Raw genomic sequence first — 16,497 nt, 5'->3', positions numbered from 1 at the left:
GTCGGTTTCGGGGACACGTCACTCGCGTGGTCCTGCACCGTCCTGCCCGGGGGCGGTTGGCCCGGCCGGAGCGGATCGCTCGGTGCAACGGGTTCGAAGTTACGGGGGTGGCCGTGGCGGTTTCAAGGATTCGAAGGTTTAGCCACGTCAGAGGGCTGTTACCGGGCGTAAAGATCAAGGAAATGGGGCGATTTAGCCCGATTTCCCACCTTTTCCAAGATCAAATCGGCGCTGGAAGTGGCCCGCGCCACTCCGAACGGGCCCGGAAACCGCTGTGAGGCCGCCCACACGGTCGACGGTGCGTGACGACCGGCCAGCCACCGGTGCCGATTCCGCCGCCCCGGCTGTCGGCCCGGGTGGCCCCCGCCACAGCCCTCACCCGGAGCGCCCCCTGCCGTCACTCCCGGTGGCGGGCATAGCCTCGGCCCATGAGCAACGAGAGCGATGCGGCGGACACGGCGGACGCGGGAGAGGCGGCCGCCGGTGCGGGTGGGGCGGCGGGCACCGGTGGGGGAGGAGCGGCCGCGGCCGGGGTGCCGACCGGCGCCCAGGACCACGAGGCCGCGGCCGCGCCCGCCGGCTTCGAGCTGGGCACCGACGGCCCCAGCGTGGTCCTGGCCGGCCTGGACGGCTCCGACTCCTCCTGGCGCGCCACCGCCTACGCCGCCGGACTGGCCCGCCGGCAGGGCGCCGTCCTCGCCGTGGCGTACATCCAGCCGATCCTCGGGGCGGCGACCGCCCTGGCCGGGGCCGCGGTGGAGGAGACCACCCAGGAGATCGCCGAGGAACTGCTGGCCGCGCTGCGCGAGGCCGAGCAGCGGGTGCGCGAGGTGTGGAAGGTGGAGTGGCGCTTCCTGACCAGGCGCGGCGACCCGTACACCGGCCTCGCCAAGCTCGCGGACGAGCTGCGCGCCGACGCGGTGGTGGTCGGCGCCTCCGAGCAGGCCGGGCACCGGGTGATCGGTTCGGTGGCGGTCCGGCTGGTGAAGGCCGGCCGCTGGCCGGTCACCGTGGTGCCGTAGCCGTAGCCGTAGCCGTAGCCGTAGCCGTAGCCGTAGCGGTGGCCGCGGCGCTGCAGCCGTGAGCCGTGGGCCGCGGCCCCCTTCGGGCGGCCACCCGAAGGGGGCCGGGGCGGCGGCCGGTAGGGTGCGTGACCATGACGGACACGCGGGGCACGCACCCCTCCGAGCCCGCCCACCCGACCGGCAACGACCTGCACCTGGACCTCCCCGCCACCGGCGGCCGCCGCGCCGCGCTGATGTCGGCGCTGCGCGAGGCGATCCGCAGCGGCAGACTGGCCCCCGGCACCCGGCTGCCCCCCTACCGCGCCCTCGCCGCCGACCTCGGCCTGGCCCGCAACACCGCCGCCGAGGCCTACGCCGAACTCGTCGCCGAGGGCTGGCTCACCGCCCGCCAGGGCTCCGGCACCACCGTCGCCGAACGCGCCGAACCCGTCCCGCGCGCCCGGGCCCGCCGGCCCTCCCGCCGCCCCGGTCCCATCCACGACCTGCGCCAGGGCCAGCCCGACGCCTCCTCCTTCCCGCGCACCGGCTGGCTCGCCGCCGCCCGCCGGGCCCTCACCGCCGCCCCCAACGAGGCCTTCGGCCCGGGCGACCCCCAGGGCCGGCGCGAACTGCGCACCGTCCTCGCCGACTACCTCGCGCGCGCCCGCGGGGTGCGCACCGACCCCGACCGGATCGTGGTCTGCTCCGGCTTCGCCCACGCGCTGCGGCTGCTCTTCGACGGCGCCTCGCCCGTCCTGCCGTCCGCCGAGCACGGCCCGCTGGCCGTCGAGGCGTACGGGCTGGGGTTCCACCGCGGGCTGCTGGCCGCCGCGGGCGTCACCACCGTGCCGCTGCCGATCGACGAACGGGGCGCCCGCACCGGCGAGTTGGCGCGGCACCCGGACGTCCGGACGGCCCTGCTCACCCCCGCCCACCAGTTCCCGACCGGAGGCCCGCTCGACCCGGGGCGCCGCGCCGCCGTGGTCGACTGGGCGCGCGGGCGCGGCGGGTTGGTCCTGGAGGACGACTACGACGGGGAGTTCCGCTACGACCGCCAGCCGGTCGGCGCCCTCCAGGGGCTCGACCCCGAACGGGTGGTCTACCTCGGCAGCGTCAGCAAGAGCCTGACCCCCGCGCTGCGGCTCGGCTGGATGGTGCTGCCCGACCACCTGGTGGACCGGGTGCTCGCCGCCAAGGGCGAACGCGAGGGCTGGGCCAGCGCCCTGGACCAGCTCACCCTCGCCGAGTTCATCGACTCCGGCGGCTACGACCGCCACGTGCGCCGGATGCGCCGCCGCTACCGGGAGCGCCGCGACCAGCTGGTGGCCGCGCTCGCCGCCCGCGCCCCGCACGTCGAGGTGTCCGGCATCGCGGCCGGGCTGCACGCGGTGCTGCGCCTGGAACCGGGCACCGAGCGTTCGGTGCTCAAGGCCGCCGCCTACCGGGGCCTGGCCGTCGAGGGGCTCGCGGACTACCGGCACCCGGCGGTGGGCGAGGAGGCGATGCCCGCCGTCGACGGCCTGGTGGTCGGCTACGCCACACCGCCGGACCATGCCTACCCGGCGGCGATCGGCGCGCTCTGCGACATCCTGCCGCCGTGCGGGTGAGGTCGGTGGCAGGGCTCCGGGAGGGCGGCGAAGCATAGGCCCCCGGGCGCACCGGCGGGGGCGGAACGCGGGCGGCGTGGTGCCCGGTGTCCGCTCGCCGCTCCTGCGTCGGTACGGACCGGAGCCGAGGAGCGGAACCCTGGCGGAAGCGGGGCCTACGCTCCTTGGTCATGCGCAGAACACATCCGAGCCGCATCGCGCTCGCCGCGTGTCCGGCCCTCGTGGCCGGTCTGCTCCTCTCCGCCGCCCCCGCGGCCCGGGCCGACGGCCGGCTGCCCCTCACGGCCGTCTCCGACCGGCAGACCACCGTCCGGGGCGGCGGGTTCACGCTCACCCTGACGCTCACCAACCCGCACGACACCCCGATCCAGTTCGTCTACCAGAGCGTCCAGGAGACCTACGGCACCGGTCGGCAGGCCGGTCTCAAGTTCACCGCGACGGCCTGCGGCACCCAGACCAACGGGTGCAGTGACAACGTCCACGGCGGCATCGCCCGCTACAACGTGCCGCTCGCCCCGGGCGCCGGCAGCACCTTCACGGTGACGTACACCGTGGCCCCCGATTCGGCCTGCGGCCCGGACGTCCGGATCGACTTCTACTCCTACCTGTACTACGAGTACCAGGGCGGCGAGTCCAACGACTCGGGCATCGTCGACATCCCCGGGACCCAGGTCGCCTGCGCCTGACCCTTGGGTACCGGCGGCACCGGCGGTGCCACCGCCGGACCGCCGCGGGCGCGCGGACCACCCCGGCGCAGGGCCCCGACTGCGCGCCCCCCGATCACCCGTCAGGTGCCGGCTTCCCCCGTGCCGGCACCTGACGGGCCGTTCGCGTTTCCCGGGGGTCCGCGCCGCTGCCGGGGCGGTGTGCCGGGTTGACGCCGGGCGACGGGCTCCGGAACGGCCCGGCCGGGCGGCGGTCGGGGCGGGAAGGCCGTTGGCAGTACGGGGATCGCAGCGGCGAACGGATGTTCCCGGAGTCCTCGGGGCCGTGGGGGCGGACCGGGCGAGATTCACCCTATCGGGGGGTAGTGGGCCTTCGTTCGGGCTCCGCCGGGTCCTGGTGATCTAGGGTTCCGGATGGGCCGCCGCGAGAGGGTGGCCGATACTTCGCGAAATTCGCCAACGCCCCCACTGACACGCGGATCTGACGGTCCGCCATGCCATGCGCCAGGGCGGGCCGGTACGCCCCTGGACGCGTGACCCGATCACAGGAATGGAGAGCCCTGCCGATGACCGTGGACACGAGCCCGGAGGCAGTGCAGGCCAAGCAGCAGAGCCTTGCGACGGCTGCTGCCCGGAACCTTGCCACCACGACCAAGTCCGCACCGCAGATGCAGGAGATCACCTCCCGCTGGCTGCTCAAGGTGCTCCCCTGGGTCCAGGCGGCCGGTGGCGCCTACCGCGTCAACCGCCGGCTCACCTACGCCGTCGGCAACGGGGTGGTGGAGTTCATCAAGACCGGCTCCCAGGTGCGGGTGATCCCGGCCGAGCTGGGCGAGCTGGCCCTGCTGCGGGGCTACGAGGACGAGGACGTCCTCGCCGCCCTGGCCGACCGCTGCCAGCAGCGGGACTTCGGCCCCGGCGAGGTGCTCACCACCCAGGGCGACGCCGCCGACAGGATCTTCCTGATCGCCCACGGCAAGGTCAACAAGATCGGCACCGGCAAGTACGGCGACGAGACCGTGGTCGGCGTGGCCGGCGACGGCGACCGCTTCGGCGAGGACGCGCTGCTGAACCCCGACGCCGTCTGGGAGTTCACGGCCAAGACCGCCACCGCCGGTGTCGCCCTGACGCTGAGCCGGGCGGACTTCGCCACCATCCGGGACAACGCGCCCGGCCTCCAGGAGCACCTCCAGGCCTTCCTGGCCCTGCCGCTCCAGGCGCAGAACGAGCGCGGCGAGGCCGAGATCGCGATGTCGGCCGGCCACCACGGCGAGTACGAGCTGCCCGGCGCCTTCGTGGACTACGAGCTCAAGCCCCGTGAGTACGAGCTGAGCGTCGCGCAGACCGTCCTGAAGGTCCACACCCGCGTCGCGGACCTGTACAACCAGCCGATGAACCAGACCGAGCACCAGCTGCGGCTGACGATCGAGGCCCTGCGCGAGCGCCAGGAGCACGAGCTGGTCAACAACCCGGAGTTCGGCCTGCTCAACAACGCCGACTTCGACCAGCGCATCCAGACCCACTCCGGCCCGCCCACCCCGGACGACCTGGACGAGCTGCTCAACCGCCGCCGCGACCCCGACTACCTGCTGGCCCACCCGCGGACCATCGCCGCGATCGGCCGGGAGCTGAACGCCCGCGGACTGTACCCCACCCACGTCGACCTCGGCGGGCAGCAGGTGCCGGCCTGGCGCGGGGTGCCGATCCTGCCCTGCAACAAGATCCCGATCACCAAGGAGAACACGAGCTCGATCCTGGTGATCCGTACCGGCGAGGACAACCAGGGCGTCATCGGCCTGCACCAGACCGGCATCCCGGACGAGTACCAGCCGTCGCTGTCGGTCCGCTTCATGGGCATCGACGAGAAGGCGATCATCTCGTACCTGGTCAGCGCCTACTACTCGGCCGCCATCCTGGTGCCGGACGCGGTCGGCGTGCTGGAGAACGTGGAGATCGCGCACACCCGCCACTGAGCGCGCGGAACGGCGAGCACGAGCCGTAACCGGTCGGCTCGAAGATCGTTTGACCTGAGGACGGACGGCCTGCCCCCGAGGGCGGGCCGTCCGCCTGACCGTATCTGATCACTTCTGGTCGCGCCTGATGAGCCTTCTGTCACGGCTGCGACCGAGTTCGACCGCTCTGCCTGTTCCGCCCCTTCCATCCGTTCCTTCGCGGCCGGTCGGCCCGAGCCCGTTCCGTCCTCCCCGGACGACCCGAGAGGTGTGTGGAGCCCATGCCCCAGCGTCGGCAGATCCGCCGGATACCGCCTGGCGGCGGTGGGGGATCGGCGCCCGGGCGGCGGGCGCGGCTGGGCGGGGCGGCGGCCGGCGTGGTCGCTCTCTGCGCGCTGGTCGGCGGGGCGACCGCGTCCGGCGCCGGGAACGCCGGCGGGTACCCGCACGGCCCGCACGGCCCGGTGGTGGACGTCTGCGTGTGCAACGAGACCGACATGTCGATGTCGGTGCGGCCGGGCGGACAGGTGACGGTCGGCGTGGACGTGGACGTGGACGTCCAGGTCGGGGTCGGCGTGGTGCCGAGCGTCGGGCCGGGGCACCCGGGGCCCCGGCCTCCGCACGGGCACCACCCCTGCCCCACGCCCAAGCCCACCCCGAAGCCGACCTGGCCTCCGAAGCCCACTGTGCCGCCGAAGCCGACCGGGCCTTCGCAGCCGACCCCGCCGCCGAAGCCCACCGGGCCCCCGATCCACTCGCCGTCCTTCTCGTCGCCCGCCGTCCCCTCGCCGCCGTTCTCCTGGCCGTCGCGTCCGGCGGGCCCGCGCGGTGGGACCGGGCAGCCGGTCGCGGCGCAGACCGGGCCCGGGCAGATCGGGCCGGGCCACGGCGGGGGCGACGAGGACGACGACTGGTACGACGACGACTGGTACGGCGGCCACGGCTGGCACCACCATCATCATCACCACCACCCCTGCCCGAGTCCGAGTCCGGAGCCCACCCCCACCCACACGCCGTCGCCTACCCCGACGCCGACGCCCACTCCGACTCACACGCCGACACCGACGCCGACCCCGACTCCCACGCCAACACCGACGCCGACGCCTACCCCGACGCCGACGCCTACCCCGACGCCGACACTGACGCCCACTCCGACTCCCACGCCGACGCCGACCCCGACTCCCACGCCGACCCCGACTCCCACGCCGACGCCGACGCCCACGCCGACGCCGACGCCCACTCCGACCCCCACACCGACACTGACGCCGACGCCGAGCCTCCCTGCGACGCCCAGCCCTACCCCGACTCCGACGCCCACCCCGACGCCGTCACCGACCGTGCCGTCCCCCAGCCCGACCGCGGCCCCCACCCCGGCGCCCGCGACACCCGCGCCCCCGGCGTCGCCCGCCCCCGCACCGCCGCCGGCGCCCGCTCCGGCGCCCGCACCGGCGGCCCCGGCGGCCCCCGCACCGGCTGTACCCGTCCCGGCCCCGGCGGTCCCCGCGCCCGCGGCCCCCGCGGCGCCGAGTGCGGCCGCGCCGAGTGCGGCCGCGCCCAGCCCGGCGGCCCCCAGCCCCGCGGCGTTGCCCAGTTCGGCGCGTCCGAGCCCGCTGTGGCCGACCCCGTCGGCGCGACCGGTGTTCCACGCCCCGGCGGCGAAGACCGCGCCGATGGCCCGGCGCCACCAGGGCCTCTCGATGACCACCACGATGCTGCTGGTCATGGTCCCCGCCGTGATCGCGGCGGCGGCTCTGCGACCGGGCCGTGGTGGCCGGGGACGCGGCGGCCGCTCGGGCCCGATCTGACCGCCCCCTGACGGCCCGCCGCCCGACCCGGGCGGCGGGCCGGGCGGAGCCGGCCCGGACCGACCCGACCGGGGTTCGCCCCCTTGACCCTTTACGTTCCGTCACGAGCCAATTCAGAGAAGGGAGTTGCCATGTCCGAGTGGGTGGCGTTGATCATCGCCATGGCGTCGGCCTGTGCCGTCGTGGTGGCGGTGGTGGTGCTCAGGCAGCGCCGACCGATCGAGGAGAGCAGCGACGAGACCCCGGACGTCATCGAGTACATCACGATGATGATCGGGGTGGTCTACGCGATCGTCCTCGGTCTCGCCATCGCGGGTGTCTGGGAGGCGCGCGGCGCCGCACAGGACGACCTGTTCCGCGAGGCGCAGTCGCTGCGCGAGGTGAGCGACCGCGCGGTGGTCTACCCGGTGGAGTTCCGGGACCAGGTCCGGGCCGACGTGGACGCCTACGTCTCGTACGTGGTGAACACCGAGTGGGACTACATGAAGAAGAACGGTGCGATCACCGAGAAGGGCGACCAGCTGCTCGAGAAGCTCCGGAACGACGTCGCCACCCGGCCGCCCGCCTCCGACCTGGAGGCGCAGTCCTACCAGCCGGTGATGGACCGGATCGGCCAGACCTCCGAGGCCCGCGACTCGCGCGGACAGAACGCCGGGCCGACGATGCCCGGGGTGGTCTGGCTCGGGCTGATCGGCGGTGCGGTGGTGACCGTCGGCATGCTGTTCGCGCTCCAGATCCGGCGTACGCCGCGGGAGTTGACCCTGGCGCTCTGCTTCAGCGTGCTGATCGCCTTCCTGTTGTTCATGATCTGGGACTTCGACAACCCGTTCTCCCGGAGCGTGTCGGTGACCACCCAGCCGTTCGAGGACCTCTTCCCCTCGCTCAACCTCGGCGACTGAGCGGGTCGGCGGGTCGGCGGCCGCGGTGCTGCAGGCCCGCCGTGCTGCCGGCCCGCTGGCCCGCTCAGTCACCGGCCCGCCGGACCGGTCCGGGCAGATGATCCTCGGATAATCTTGCCCGGATCGTCGGGGGCCGGTCCCCGGCGGAGCCAACGAGGGGATCGTCAGCAGTGTCCGAACCGACGCCGGATCTCGGCGCCCACTTCCCGCCGGCCCGCCCTGAGCGCGCCTGGTGGTGGCTGCCCGCCTCGGAGCGGATCCGGCGGAAGAAGCAGCGCCGGGCCTGGGAGGAGTACCGGGAGCGCTACCGCAAGGAGGACCACGTCAAGGCCAAGCGGCGCAAGCGCCTTCGGAACGAGGGGATCGACTGCTGCGGCGACGGCTGCTGCGAGATCGCCGACCCCTGCATGATCGCCCTGATCCCCGTGATGATGGTCTCCGGCGTCCGCTTCGCCCTCACCGGCGCGCGCCGGGGCCGGACGGCCGACCCGTCCGCCCCCGCCCCGCGCGGGTTCGCGGCCGGGGTGCTGTACGGCGCGGTGCGCTACTACCGCACCGAGGTCAGCCCCCGCCGTCCGGCCTGCTGCCCGTACACGCCGTCCTGCTCGACCTACGCGGTGCAGGCGCTGCACCGGCACGGCGCGCTGCGCGGGGCGCGGCTGACGGCCGGACGGCTGCTGCGCTGCCGCCCGGGCGCGGGCGGGGCGGACCCGGTGCCGCCGCGCTGAGCCGAGGTCGGCCCGCGCGGATGTTCCGCGCGGGCCGTCGCTCGCTTCGACTGCGCGTCAGCGCAGGCTGCTGTCCATCGAGTTGAGCATCGTGCCGGAGGCGTCGTCGTTCTCCAGGGAGAAGGCGAACAGCCCGCCCAGGCCCTTGCTCTTGGCGTAGGCGCCGCGCGCCTGGACGGCCTGCGGGGTGTCACCGGTCCAGAAGTTGGTGCCGTCGTAGACCCAGCTGCTCTCGGTGACCGGGTCCCAGTGGGTCTGCGCCGCGGTCGGGTTGAGCTCCTTCCAGGCGGCCAGGCCGGCCTCCTGGCTCAGCGGCTTCTTTGCCGTCGGGCCGGTCGCGCTCTGGTACAGGCCGTAGTCGGAGCCGGCCGGGACGCCGGTCCAGCCGCGCCAGTAGAACGGGATGCCCAGCACGATCTTGTTCGCCGGGAAGCCGCCGGGGATGCCGTACTCGGGCAGGCCGGTGGTGTAGGCGGCGAGCGTGGTGTCCACGTTGTACTTGCGGGTGCCCGGGGTGATCGGCGTGGTCGGGTCGGCCGGGCTGTCGTGCAGCGGGTCCTGGTGGTTGGTCGGGCCCTTGGCGTCCCATGCGCCGTGCATGTCGTAGGACATCACGTCGGCGAAGTCCAGGTAGGCGCCGATCTTGTCGGTCTCCAGCTGGGCGACCTTGTCCTGGCCGCTGGGCAGCGCGGCGGTCAGCAGGTAGCGCTTGCCCTGGGCGGAGCCGAGGGCGTCCAGCTGGGTGCGGAACTCCTTGAGCAGCAGGGTGAAGTTCTGCTTGTCGGCCGCGGAGTAGTGGTTGCCGGCGTGGCCGCCGGCCGAGCCCGGGTACTCCCAGTCGAGGTCGATGCCGTCGAAGAGGCCCGCCGCCGAGGCAGGACCGCCGGAGGCGTCACCGGCCACGCCGGTCGGCAGGTTCCCCTTGAGGAACATGTCGACGCAGGAGGAGACGAAGGCCTTCCGGGAGCTGTCGGTGGCCGCCGCGTCGGAGAAGTACTTGGAGTACGTCCAGCCGCCGATCGAGATGGTGAAGCGCAGGTTCGGGTACTTGGCCTTCAGCTGGCGCAGCTGGTTGAAGTTGCCCTTGAGCGGCTGCTCCCAGGTGTCGCCGGTGCCGTCCACGCTGGTGCCGGAGTTGTAGTCGGCCTGGTAGTCGGCGTAGGCGTCGCCCGCGCCGTCACCGGCGTTCGGGTTGGACTCGTTGGACGAGTCGGAGGCCTTCACCGCCTGGAAGCAGGTGAACCTGGTGGGGTCGATGTTGGCGAACGCGTAGTGGATGACGTCCAGCTTGCCCGCCGCACCGCTGGTGTCGACGTTCTTCGCGTGGTACGCGTTCTCGTAGACGCCCCACTGGTCGAAGTACGCCGAGCGGATCGGCCGTTGCGCGGGGGCGGCCGCGGTGGTGGTGCTCACCGGCGCGGACTGGGCGGAGGCGTGGCCGCCGGAGTAGCCCTGGACGCTGAAGGTGTAGCTCCTGCCCGGCAGCAGCGAGCTGACCGCGACCGAGGTGCCCATCGAGGTGGCGACCAGCTGGCCGTTGGACCACACCTTGTAGGCGACCGGGCCGTCACCGCTGGTGAGGGTGGACGGCTGCCAGGTGAGCACCACCGCGTCGGACGTCGTCCTGGTCACCGCGAAGCCGGTCGGGGTGGTGACCTTGCCGTCCCCGGCCGGGCCGGTCGCGGTGGCCGTCGGGGTCGGGGTGGTGGTCGTGGGGGTGCCCGTCGGGCTGCCGGTGGCGGTCGGGCTGCTGGTCGCGGTCGGGCTGGCCGTGGCGGTCGGGCTCGCGGTGGCCGTCGGGCTGGCGGTCGAGGTGGGGCCGCCCGGGCCGGTCAGCGTGAGGTCGTCCGCGTAGTACGTCCCGGTGCCGTACCAGCCGTGGGTGAAGACCGTGACGGAGGTCGTGGCGGCCCCCGTGGTGAAGGTGGTGCTCAGCTGGTTCCAGCCGGTCCCGCCCGGCGTCCAGGCCGAGGAGTTGACCCCGCCGCCGGTGGCGCCCAGGTAGACGTAGCTGCCCTGGACCCAGCCGGCCAGGGTGTACGTGGTGTTCGGCCGGACGGTGACGGTCTGCTGGCACTGGGCGGTGTCGGCGGCCGAGGCGGCGCCGCTGAGGGCGCGGCTCCCGCCGTGCACCGGGGTGGTGACGACGGAGCCGTTGGAGCAGCTCCAGTCGGCCAGGGTGCCGGTCTCGAAGCCGCCGTTGGCCAGCAGGTCGACCGGGGCGGCCGAGGCGGAGCCGAAGGTCAGGGCGATGGCCGCGCCGCTGGTGGTCAGGGTGGCGGCCAGGGCCAGGGCGGTGGCCCTTCTGCGGTGGGCGGCCCGGCGGCCGGCGCGCTCCCCGGAGGGGTGAGCGGGCCGTGCGGGCAGGACACGGTCGTGCATGCGGTGGGTCCTCCGGATGTGTGGGGGTTCCGGCGGTGCGGTGGCCCGGGGCGGGCCGAGGGGAGCCGGCCCGGGCGCGGTGGGGGCGCGCGGGCTGGTGACGCGTGCTGACGAACGGTGCGCGGACCTGCCGGGCCGTCGACCCGGACACGTCACGACTGAACAGATTGGACTGGACCAATATTCGCCGTCAAGGGTGTCCGCCCGCTGGACCGTTCCGGGCCGGGCCGGCGGCGGCCCGGTAGGTTGGCCGGACGAGCAGGCCGTCGAACGGAGGAGGCGCGATGGACAGCCAGGACTGGGACGACCGCTACGCCGCGAGCGAGCTGGTGTGGGGCTCCGCGCCCAACCGGTGGGTGGTCCGCGAACTGACCGGCCGCACCCCCGGGCACGCCCTCGACCTGGCCGCCGGAGAGGGGCGCAACGCCATCTGGCTGGCCGCCCAGGGCTGGGAGGTCACCGGACTGGACTTCTCCGCCGTCGCCCTGGAACGCGCCGAACGGCTCACCGCGGAACTGCCCGACGAGGTCGCCGACCGGCTCACCTGGCGCCACGGCGACGCCCGCGCCCTGGAGGCCGCCGCCGGCGACTACGACCTCGTCCTGGTCGCCTACCTGCACCTGCCCGCCGCGGACCGCCGGGCGGCGCTGCGCCGCGCCGCCGACGCGCTCGCCCCCGGCGGCACCCTGCTGGTCATCGGGCACGACCTGAGCAACCTCACCGAGGGCGTCGGCGGCCCGCAGGACCCGGCCGTGCTCTTCACCCCGGACGACGTCCTGGCCGACCTCGCCGACCGCGGGCTGCGCACCGTCCGGGCCGAGCGGGTGCACCGTACGGTCGGCGGCGAGCCCGGCCACCGGCGCGACGAGGGCGGCCAGGCCGACCAGGGCGGTCAGGGGGGCCGGGTGGCGGTGGACGCGCTGGTGCGGCTGGAGCGGAGCGCCGGCTGACGGATCCGGCGCTCCGCCCGTCCGGCGGCACCTGCCGGACGGCGGCGCCGGATCCGCCCGGCGGCGGACGACAGCTGACGTGGCGTCAACTAGCGTGTGGGCATGAGGACTCGCGCACTCGCGGCGGTCGTGGCCGCCGTCGTGCTGCTGGCCGGATGCGGCGGCTCGGACTCCGGGTCCGGCGGCCGGGAGGGGCCGGCGCCCGGCCCCACCGGTGCGCCGGCGACCACCGGCGCACCAGCGGTCACCGAGGCCCCCGCCGGTGTCGAGCACCGCGCCGACGGCGCCCGGCTGCTCTACCGCGCAGGCGGTGGCCGCAGCGCGCAGAACCCCGCCTTCGCCCCGGACGGCCGCTCGGTGCTGCTGACCGAGTTCGGCGGGGGCTACAACCAGGGCGCCGCCGCCCTCGGCGTCCTGGCGCTGGACGGCGGTGCCCCGCGCAAGGTGCTGGAGGACCCCGACCGGACGGCCGTCAACCTCCCCGGCTCCAGCTGGAACGCCGCCGCCGACGCCTTCGTCTTCGCCACCGACCGGGAGTCCGGGCACGACGAGGTCTGGCTGATGAGGTCGGGCGGCGCCCCGGAGCGGGTGACCAGCCACGCCGACGGCAGCGGCTACAGCGAGCCGAGCTTCTCCCCGGACGGCGAGTGGATCGTCTTCCAGCGGAGCCGGGAGCCGGAGCACCCCGCCGCGCGGGGCGACGCGGGCGAGCAGGGCTCGCTCTGGAAGGTCCGCCGTGGGGGCGGCGCGCCCGTCCTGCTGGTGGACGGCCGGGGCACCGGCAGCGACAACCGGCAGCCGAACTGGTCCCCGAAGGGCGACCGGATCGTCTTCCAGCGGCGGACCGCCGGCGGCGAGGACTGGTCGCTGTGGACGGTGGACGCGGACGGCGGCGGGCTGCGCCGGGTCGTCGACGCGCCGGGCGAGCACACCGACCCCAGCTGGTCCCCGGACGGCCGCTTCCTGGTGTTCTCCTCCACCCTGGGCGACCTGCCGAACGCCCAGGTCTTCGCGGTGGACGCCGTCGGCGGCACTCCCGTCCGGGTGACCCGGGACGACACCGCCTACGACGGCGCACCGAGCTGGTCCCCGGACGGGCGGTGGATCGCCTTCGAGTCCGCCCCGGGCGGCGAGGCCGGGCCCGCCGCCCTCTGGCTCGTCCGGGCCCCGAGCACCCGTTAGCCGACGGTGATCGTCACCACCGAGTACTGCGCGACGGTCAGCGGCACGCTGACCGTCCCGGCGGTGACGGTGTACGGGACGGCCTTGGGCGCCGGGTCGGTGCCGTCCGGGCCGGCGACGGTGACGGCGGTGACACCCGCGCCGGCCGGGAGGGCGTAGGAGAGCGTGCAGTTGGCGGGTGTGCTGCGGAACGCCGCCGGGGTGTCGCCGAAATTGGTGAAGTTCACCAGGTGGACGACGGTGTCGGCGCCGAGCCGCCGGGCGTCCAGGAAGATCCGGCGGTCCCCGGTCAGGGTGACCGCGGGCGGGGCGGACTGCCGGACGGCGGTGAGCAGTTGGTCCGCCGAGGCCTGGTCGGTCCTGGTGAGGTAGCTCAGCCCGGGCAGCCCCTTGACGTACCAGCAGCTGCCGCTGCCGTAGGAGTTCTGCCTGCCGGCGGGCAGCGGGTCGGCCCGGCGCAGGCCGAGCACGTCGGAGAGCGCGAACTCGGCCCGCTGGCCGCCCAGTTCGTCCAGCGCGGTGGGTGCCGGGCCGGTGATCACGATCGTCCCGCCGGCCGAGACGAAGCCGCGCAGCAGCGCCGCCTCGGCGTCCGAGACCGCCTGGAGGTTCGGCAGCAGCAGGACCTTGAAGCGGGCCAGGTCCTCGGCGGTCAGGCCGGGACTGGGCACGGTGTCGAACGGGACGTGGGCGTAGACCAGCGCCTTGACGGTGCCCCGGAACTCGCCGAGCCAGGGGAGGGCGGCGCAGCTCATCTCCGGGTCGTCGCCGCCCCACCAGTCGGTGACCCCGGCCGGCGCCGTGGCGTTGACGTACATCCCGTTGCCCTCGCCCGGGGCCACGTAGTCCCGGGACGGCGCCGAGTGGTAGACGCCGACCTGCGCGATCGGGGCCGGGTCGTAGAGCTTCGCCTGGTTGGTGCGCACGAAGCGGTACATCCGGGTGCGCATCGCGGCGTCCACGGTGTCGTTCTTGAACGGGGTCTTCACCTCGTACGGGTTGCAGCCGGCCGCGATCAGCTGGGACATCACCAGCGAGGCGTCGTCGGCCTGCCAGCCGTAGGAGAAGGCCCAGGCCGGCTTGGTGCCGCTGGCGGCGCGGGCGTACTTGTACATGGAGATCAGGCAGACCCAGTCGGAGGCGGTGGCGTGCCGCATGCCGTCGTAGTTGCCGAGGATGTCCACCTCCCAGACCTGGCCGACGGCGCCGGGGGCCTGGCGCAGGTAGCCGCCGTCCAGGCCGATCGAGGTGGCGTAGCGGTAGTCCATCGAGACGGTCTCGACGAAGGTGACCAGGTCGGGGTTGACCGAGCGGCCCGCGTCGGCGATGTCCAACTGGAACCGGAGCAGGTTGCGGTGGCGCCACTCCACGTAGCGTCGGAAGACCGGGTCGGCGAAGTCCGCGGCCTTGGGCAGGGCCAGGCCGGTGTCGGCCTTGAACGCGGCCGCGCCCCAGGTGGAGGCGTCGCACCAGGAGAGCACACCGTCGAAGTAGATCGGGACGTCCGGCCAGATGCCGTCCACGCCGGTCGCGGCCACGCCCTTGATCCGCTTGAGGTAGTAGTCCCGCCAGGGCGAGTTGGGGCTGAGCCAGACGCTCTCGTCCCCCGGGTCGACCCAGACCACCACGCTGCCGTAGAACACGTTGGGCTTGCCGGCGAGGTCGCGCTGGACCCAGTTCCTGCCCTGGTCGTTCTTGTAGAAGGAACGCCCCTTCTCGCCGCCGGGGGAGATCAGCTCCAGGGACGGGTAGTACATGACGACCTTGAGGCCGGCGGCGTGGGCCAGGCCGGTGAACGTCTTCACCTCGGCCATGTGGGCGGCGAACTGGGCGTCGGTGAGCCAGTCGGAGAGCAGGGTGTCCAGCTCGATGACGCTCACCTCCTGCGCCTTGAGGGCGTCGATGTAGCCCTGCATGTCGGCGGGCTCGTTGAAGGTGCCGTCGGCGATGCGGGCGTAGCGGGCCCAGTCCGGCCAGACCTGCGCGGCGGTGGCGGTGCCGGTGCGCAGGCCGGCGTTCCGCGCGGCCGGCCGGCTGCCGTCGTACTGCGCGGTGCCGTGGTCGGTGTCCGGCGTCGCGGCGGCCCGGGCGGTGCCGCCGGGCAGCAGCCGTACGGTGGCCAGGGCGCCGCCCGCGCCGAGGCCGGCCCGGAGCAGCCGGCGGCGGCCGAGGCGGGATCTCCCGGGTCGTTCCGGTGTTGCGTGCCGTTCGGTTCCTTCGTGCTGCTCGGGCATGGTGGTCCCCCCAGCGTGAGCGGGCCGGCGCGGGTCGGCGTGGCCCGGGAACGGTCGTGAGCACTGCGAGTCGTGAGCACTGCGGGTCGTGGACGCGGCGGGTCCTGAGCGCCGCGACGGGTGCGCGGGCGGCGCGTCGGCTCCGCCGGGCGCCGTCCTGGGGCCGACCCTAGACTGTGCGCTGCCCCGGTCGTCCGGTCGCGGTCCACGGCTACGCCAGACGCCGGACCGCCGGTTCCCTCAGTGTGCGGACCGTCGTCGGGGTGAGGGCCGGGGGAGTTCGGGGTACAGGTGCTCCCAGGACGCCGTCGATGATCATAAATTCTCTACAGTGCTGTAGATTCGCGGCACGGGCGGTGGCAGAACGAGGAGGACGCGATGAGCGTTTCACTGGCCAAGGGACAGAAGATCAGCCTGGAGAAGCCGGGAGGTGGGCAGCTGAGCCTGGTCCGGATGGGTCTCGGCTGGAAGGCCGTGGAGCGCAAGGGCTTCATGGCCAAGCTGCTCGCGGCCGGCCGGGAGATCGACCTGGACGCGTCGGCGGTGCTGTTCGCCCAGGGGCGGCCGGTGGACGTGGTCTTCTTCCAGCACCTCAACAGCGACGACGGTTCCGTCCGGCACAGTGGGGACAACCTGGTCGGGGGCTCGGGCGACGCGAGCGACGACGAGTCGATCACGGTCGACCTGACCAGCGTCGCGGCCGAGGTCGACCAGATCCTCTTCACCGTCAACTCCTTCACCGGGCAGACCTTCCAGGAGGTCGAGGCGGCCTTCTGCCGGCTCGTGGACGAGACCACCGGCGTCGAGCTGGCGCGCTACACGCTCACCGGCGGCGGCCCGTACACCGCCCAGATCATGGCCAAGGTGCAGCGCACGCCGACCGGTTGGCAGATGGCCGCGATCGGCCAGCCGGCCAGTGGGCGGACCTTCCAGGACCTGATGCCGGAGCTGGTCAAGCACCTCTGAGTCACCGTCCGGGCCTTCGTCCGGCCTTCCCTCCGAGGCGCCGCCGAGGCGCTTCGGAGGGTTCCGGCGCGTGGTGCCCGGCGCCCGGTGCGCGCTGCCCGGTGCACGCCGCCCGGCGAACCG

The 16,497-nt window shown here is 74.1% G+C and carries 12 protein-coding genes; 9 read left to right on the top strand and 3 right to left on the bottom strand.

Annotated features, from left to right (window positions below; all coding sequences use genetic code 11):
- Window positions 1–428: 428 nt before the first annotated feature.
- The 4 genes from ACFY0X_RS14215 (at window position 429) to ACFY0X_RS14200 (ending at window position 5,249) form a co-directional block, all read left to right on the top strand.
- Window positions 429–1,022, top strand: a complete 594-nt coding sequence (locus ACFY0X_RS14215; RefSeq protein WP_387753608.1) for a universal stress protein — start codon at window positions 429–431, stop codon at window positions 1,020–1,022.
- 134 nt (window positions 1,023–1,156) lie between these two features.
- On the top strand, window positions 1,157–2,611 hold the full coding sequence (locus tag ACFY0X_RS14210; RefSeq protein ID WP_387753606.1) for a PLP-dependent aminotransferase family protein: 1,455 nt from the start codon (window positions 1,157–1,159) through the stop codon (window positions 2,609–2,611).
- Window positions 2,612–2,781: 170 nt separating this feature from the next.
- Window positions 2,782–3,297: a hypothetical protein gene (locus ACFY0X_RS14205; RefSeq protein WP_387753603.1), complete on the top strand. Its 516-nt coding sequence runs from the start codon at window positions 2,782–2,784 to the stop codon at window positions 3,295–3,297.
- Between the two features lie 545 nt (window positions 3,298–3,842).
- Entirely contained in the window at window positions 3,843–5,249 is a 1,407-nt protein-coding gene (locus ACFY0X_RS14200; protein WP_387753601.1) for a family 2B encapsulin nanocompartment shell protein, read from the top strand.
- A 1,027-nt stretch (window positions 5,250–6,276) separates the two neighbouring features.
- On the opposite strand, the gene ACFY0X_RS14195 is transcribed toward ACFY0X_RS14200, so the two are convergent.
- Window positions 6,277–6,951 (bottom strand): hypothetical protein, encoded by a 675-nt coding sequence (locus ACFY0X_RS14195; protein ID WP_387753598.1) that lies wholly within the window; start codon window positions 6,949–6,951, stop codon window positions 6,277–6,279.
- A 213-nt stretch (window positions 6,952–7,164) separates the two neighbouring features.
- Between ACFY0X_RS14195 and ACFY0X_RS14190 the strand changes: the two genes are divergently transcribed.
- Both ACFY0X_RS14190 and yidD read left to right on the top strand, forming a co-directional pair.
- Window positions 7,165–7,932 (top strand): hypothetical protein, encoded by a 768-nt coding sequence (locus tag ACFY0X_RS14190; RefSeq protein WP_387753595.1) that lies wholly within the window; start codon window positions 7,165–7,167, stop codon window positions 7,930–7,932.
- A 170-nt stretch (window positions 7,933–8,102) separates the two neighbouring features.
- Window positions 8,103–8,660, top strand: a complete 558-nt coding sequence (yidD, locus tag ACFY0X_RS14185) for a membrane protein insertion efficiency factor YidD (RefSeq protein ID WP_387753592.1) — start codon at window positions 8,103–8,105, stop codon at window positions 8,658–8,660.
- A gap of 57 nt (window positions 8,661–8,717) precedes the next feature.
- Here the strand turns inward: yidD and ACFY0X_RS14180 are convergent, their stop codons facing one another.
- Window positions 8,718–11,042, bottom strand: coding sequence for a glycosyl hydrolase family 18 protein (locus ACFY0X_RS14180; RefSeq protein WP_387753589.1), 2,325 nt, complete (start codon window positions 11,040–11,042; stop codon window positions 8,718–8,720).
- 284 nt (window positions 11,043–11,326) lie between these two features.
- Between ACFY0X_RS14180 and ACFY0X_RS14175 the strand changes: the two genes are divergently transcribed.
- Window positions 11,327–11,992, top strand: a complete 666-nt coding sequence (locus ACFY0X_RS14175; protein ID WP_387753586.1) for a class I SAM-dependent methyltransferase — start codon at window positions 11,327–11,329, stop codon at window positions 11,990–11,992.
- Window positions 11,993–12,094: 102 nt separating this feature from the next.
- Window positions 12,095–13,174, top strand: coding sequence for a hypothetical protein (locus ACFY0X_RS14170; RefSeq protein ID WP_387753584.1), 1,080 nt, complete (start codon window positions 12,095–12,097; stop codon window positions 13,172–13,174).
- Here the strand turns inward: ACFY0X_RS14170 and ACFY0X_RS14165 are convergent.
- Window positions 13,171–15,408 (bottom strand): hypothetical protein, encoded by a 2,238-nt coding sequence (locus tag ACFY0X_RS14165; protein ID WP_387753581.1) that lies wholly within the window; start codon window positions 15,406–15,408, stop codon window positions 13,171–13,173. The genes ACFY0X_RS14170 and ACFY0X_RS14165 overlap by 4 nt on opposite strands.
- A 378-nt stretch (window positions 15,409–15,786) precedes the next feature.
- Between ACFY0X_RS14165 and ACFY0X_RS14160 the strand changes: the two genes are divergently transcribed.
- Window positions 15,787–16,374: a TerD family protein gene (locus tag ACFY0X_RS14160; RefSeq protein ID WP_387753578.1), complete on the top strand. Its 588-nt coding sequence runs from the start codon at window positions 15,787–15,789 to the stop codon at window positions 16,372–16,374.
- Window positions 16,375–16,497: the final 123 nt, after the last annotated feature.

The organism is Kitasatospora sp. NPDC001547, assembly GCF_042894165.1.
In the GTDB taxonomy this organism is placed as follows: Bacteria; Actinomycetota; Actinomycetes; order Streptomycetales; family Streptomycetaceae; genus Kitasatospora.
This window is presented reverse-complemented; position numbering and strand designations above follow the sequence as displayed.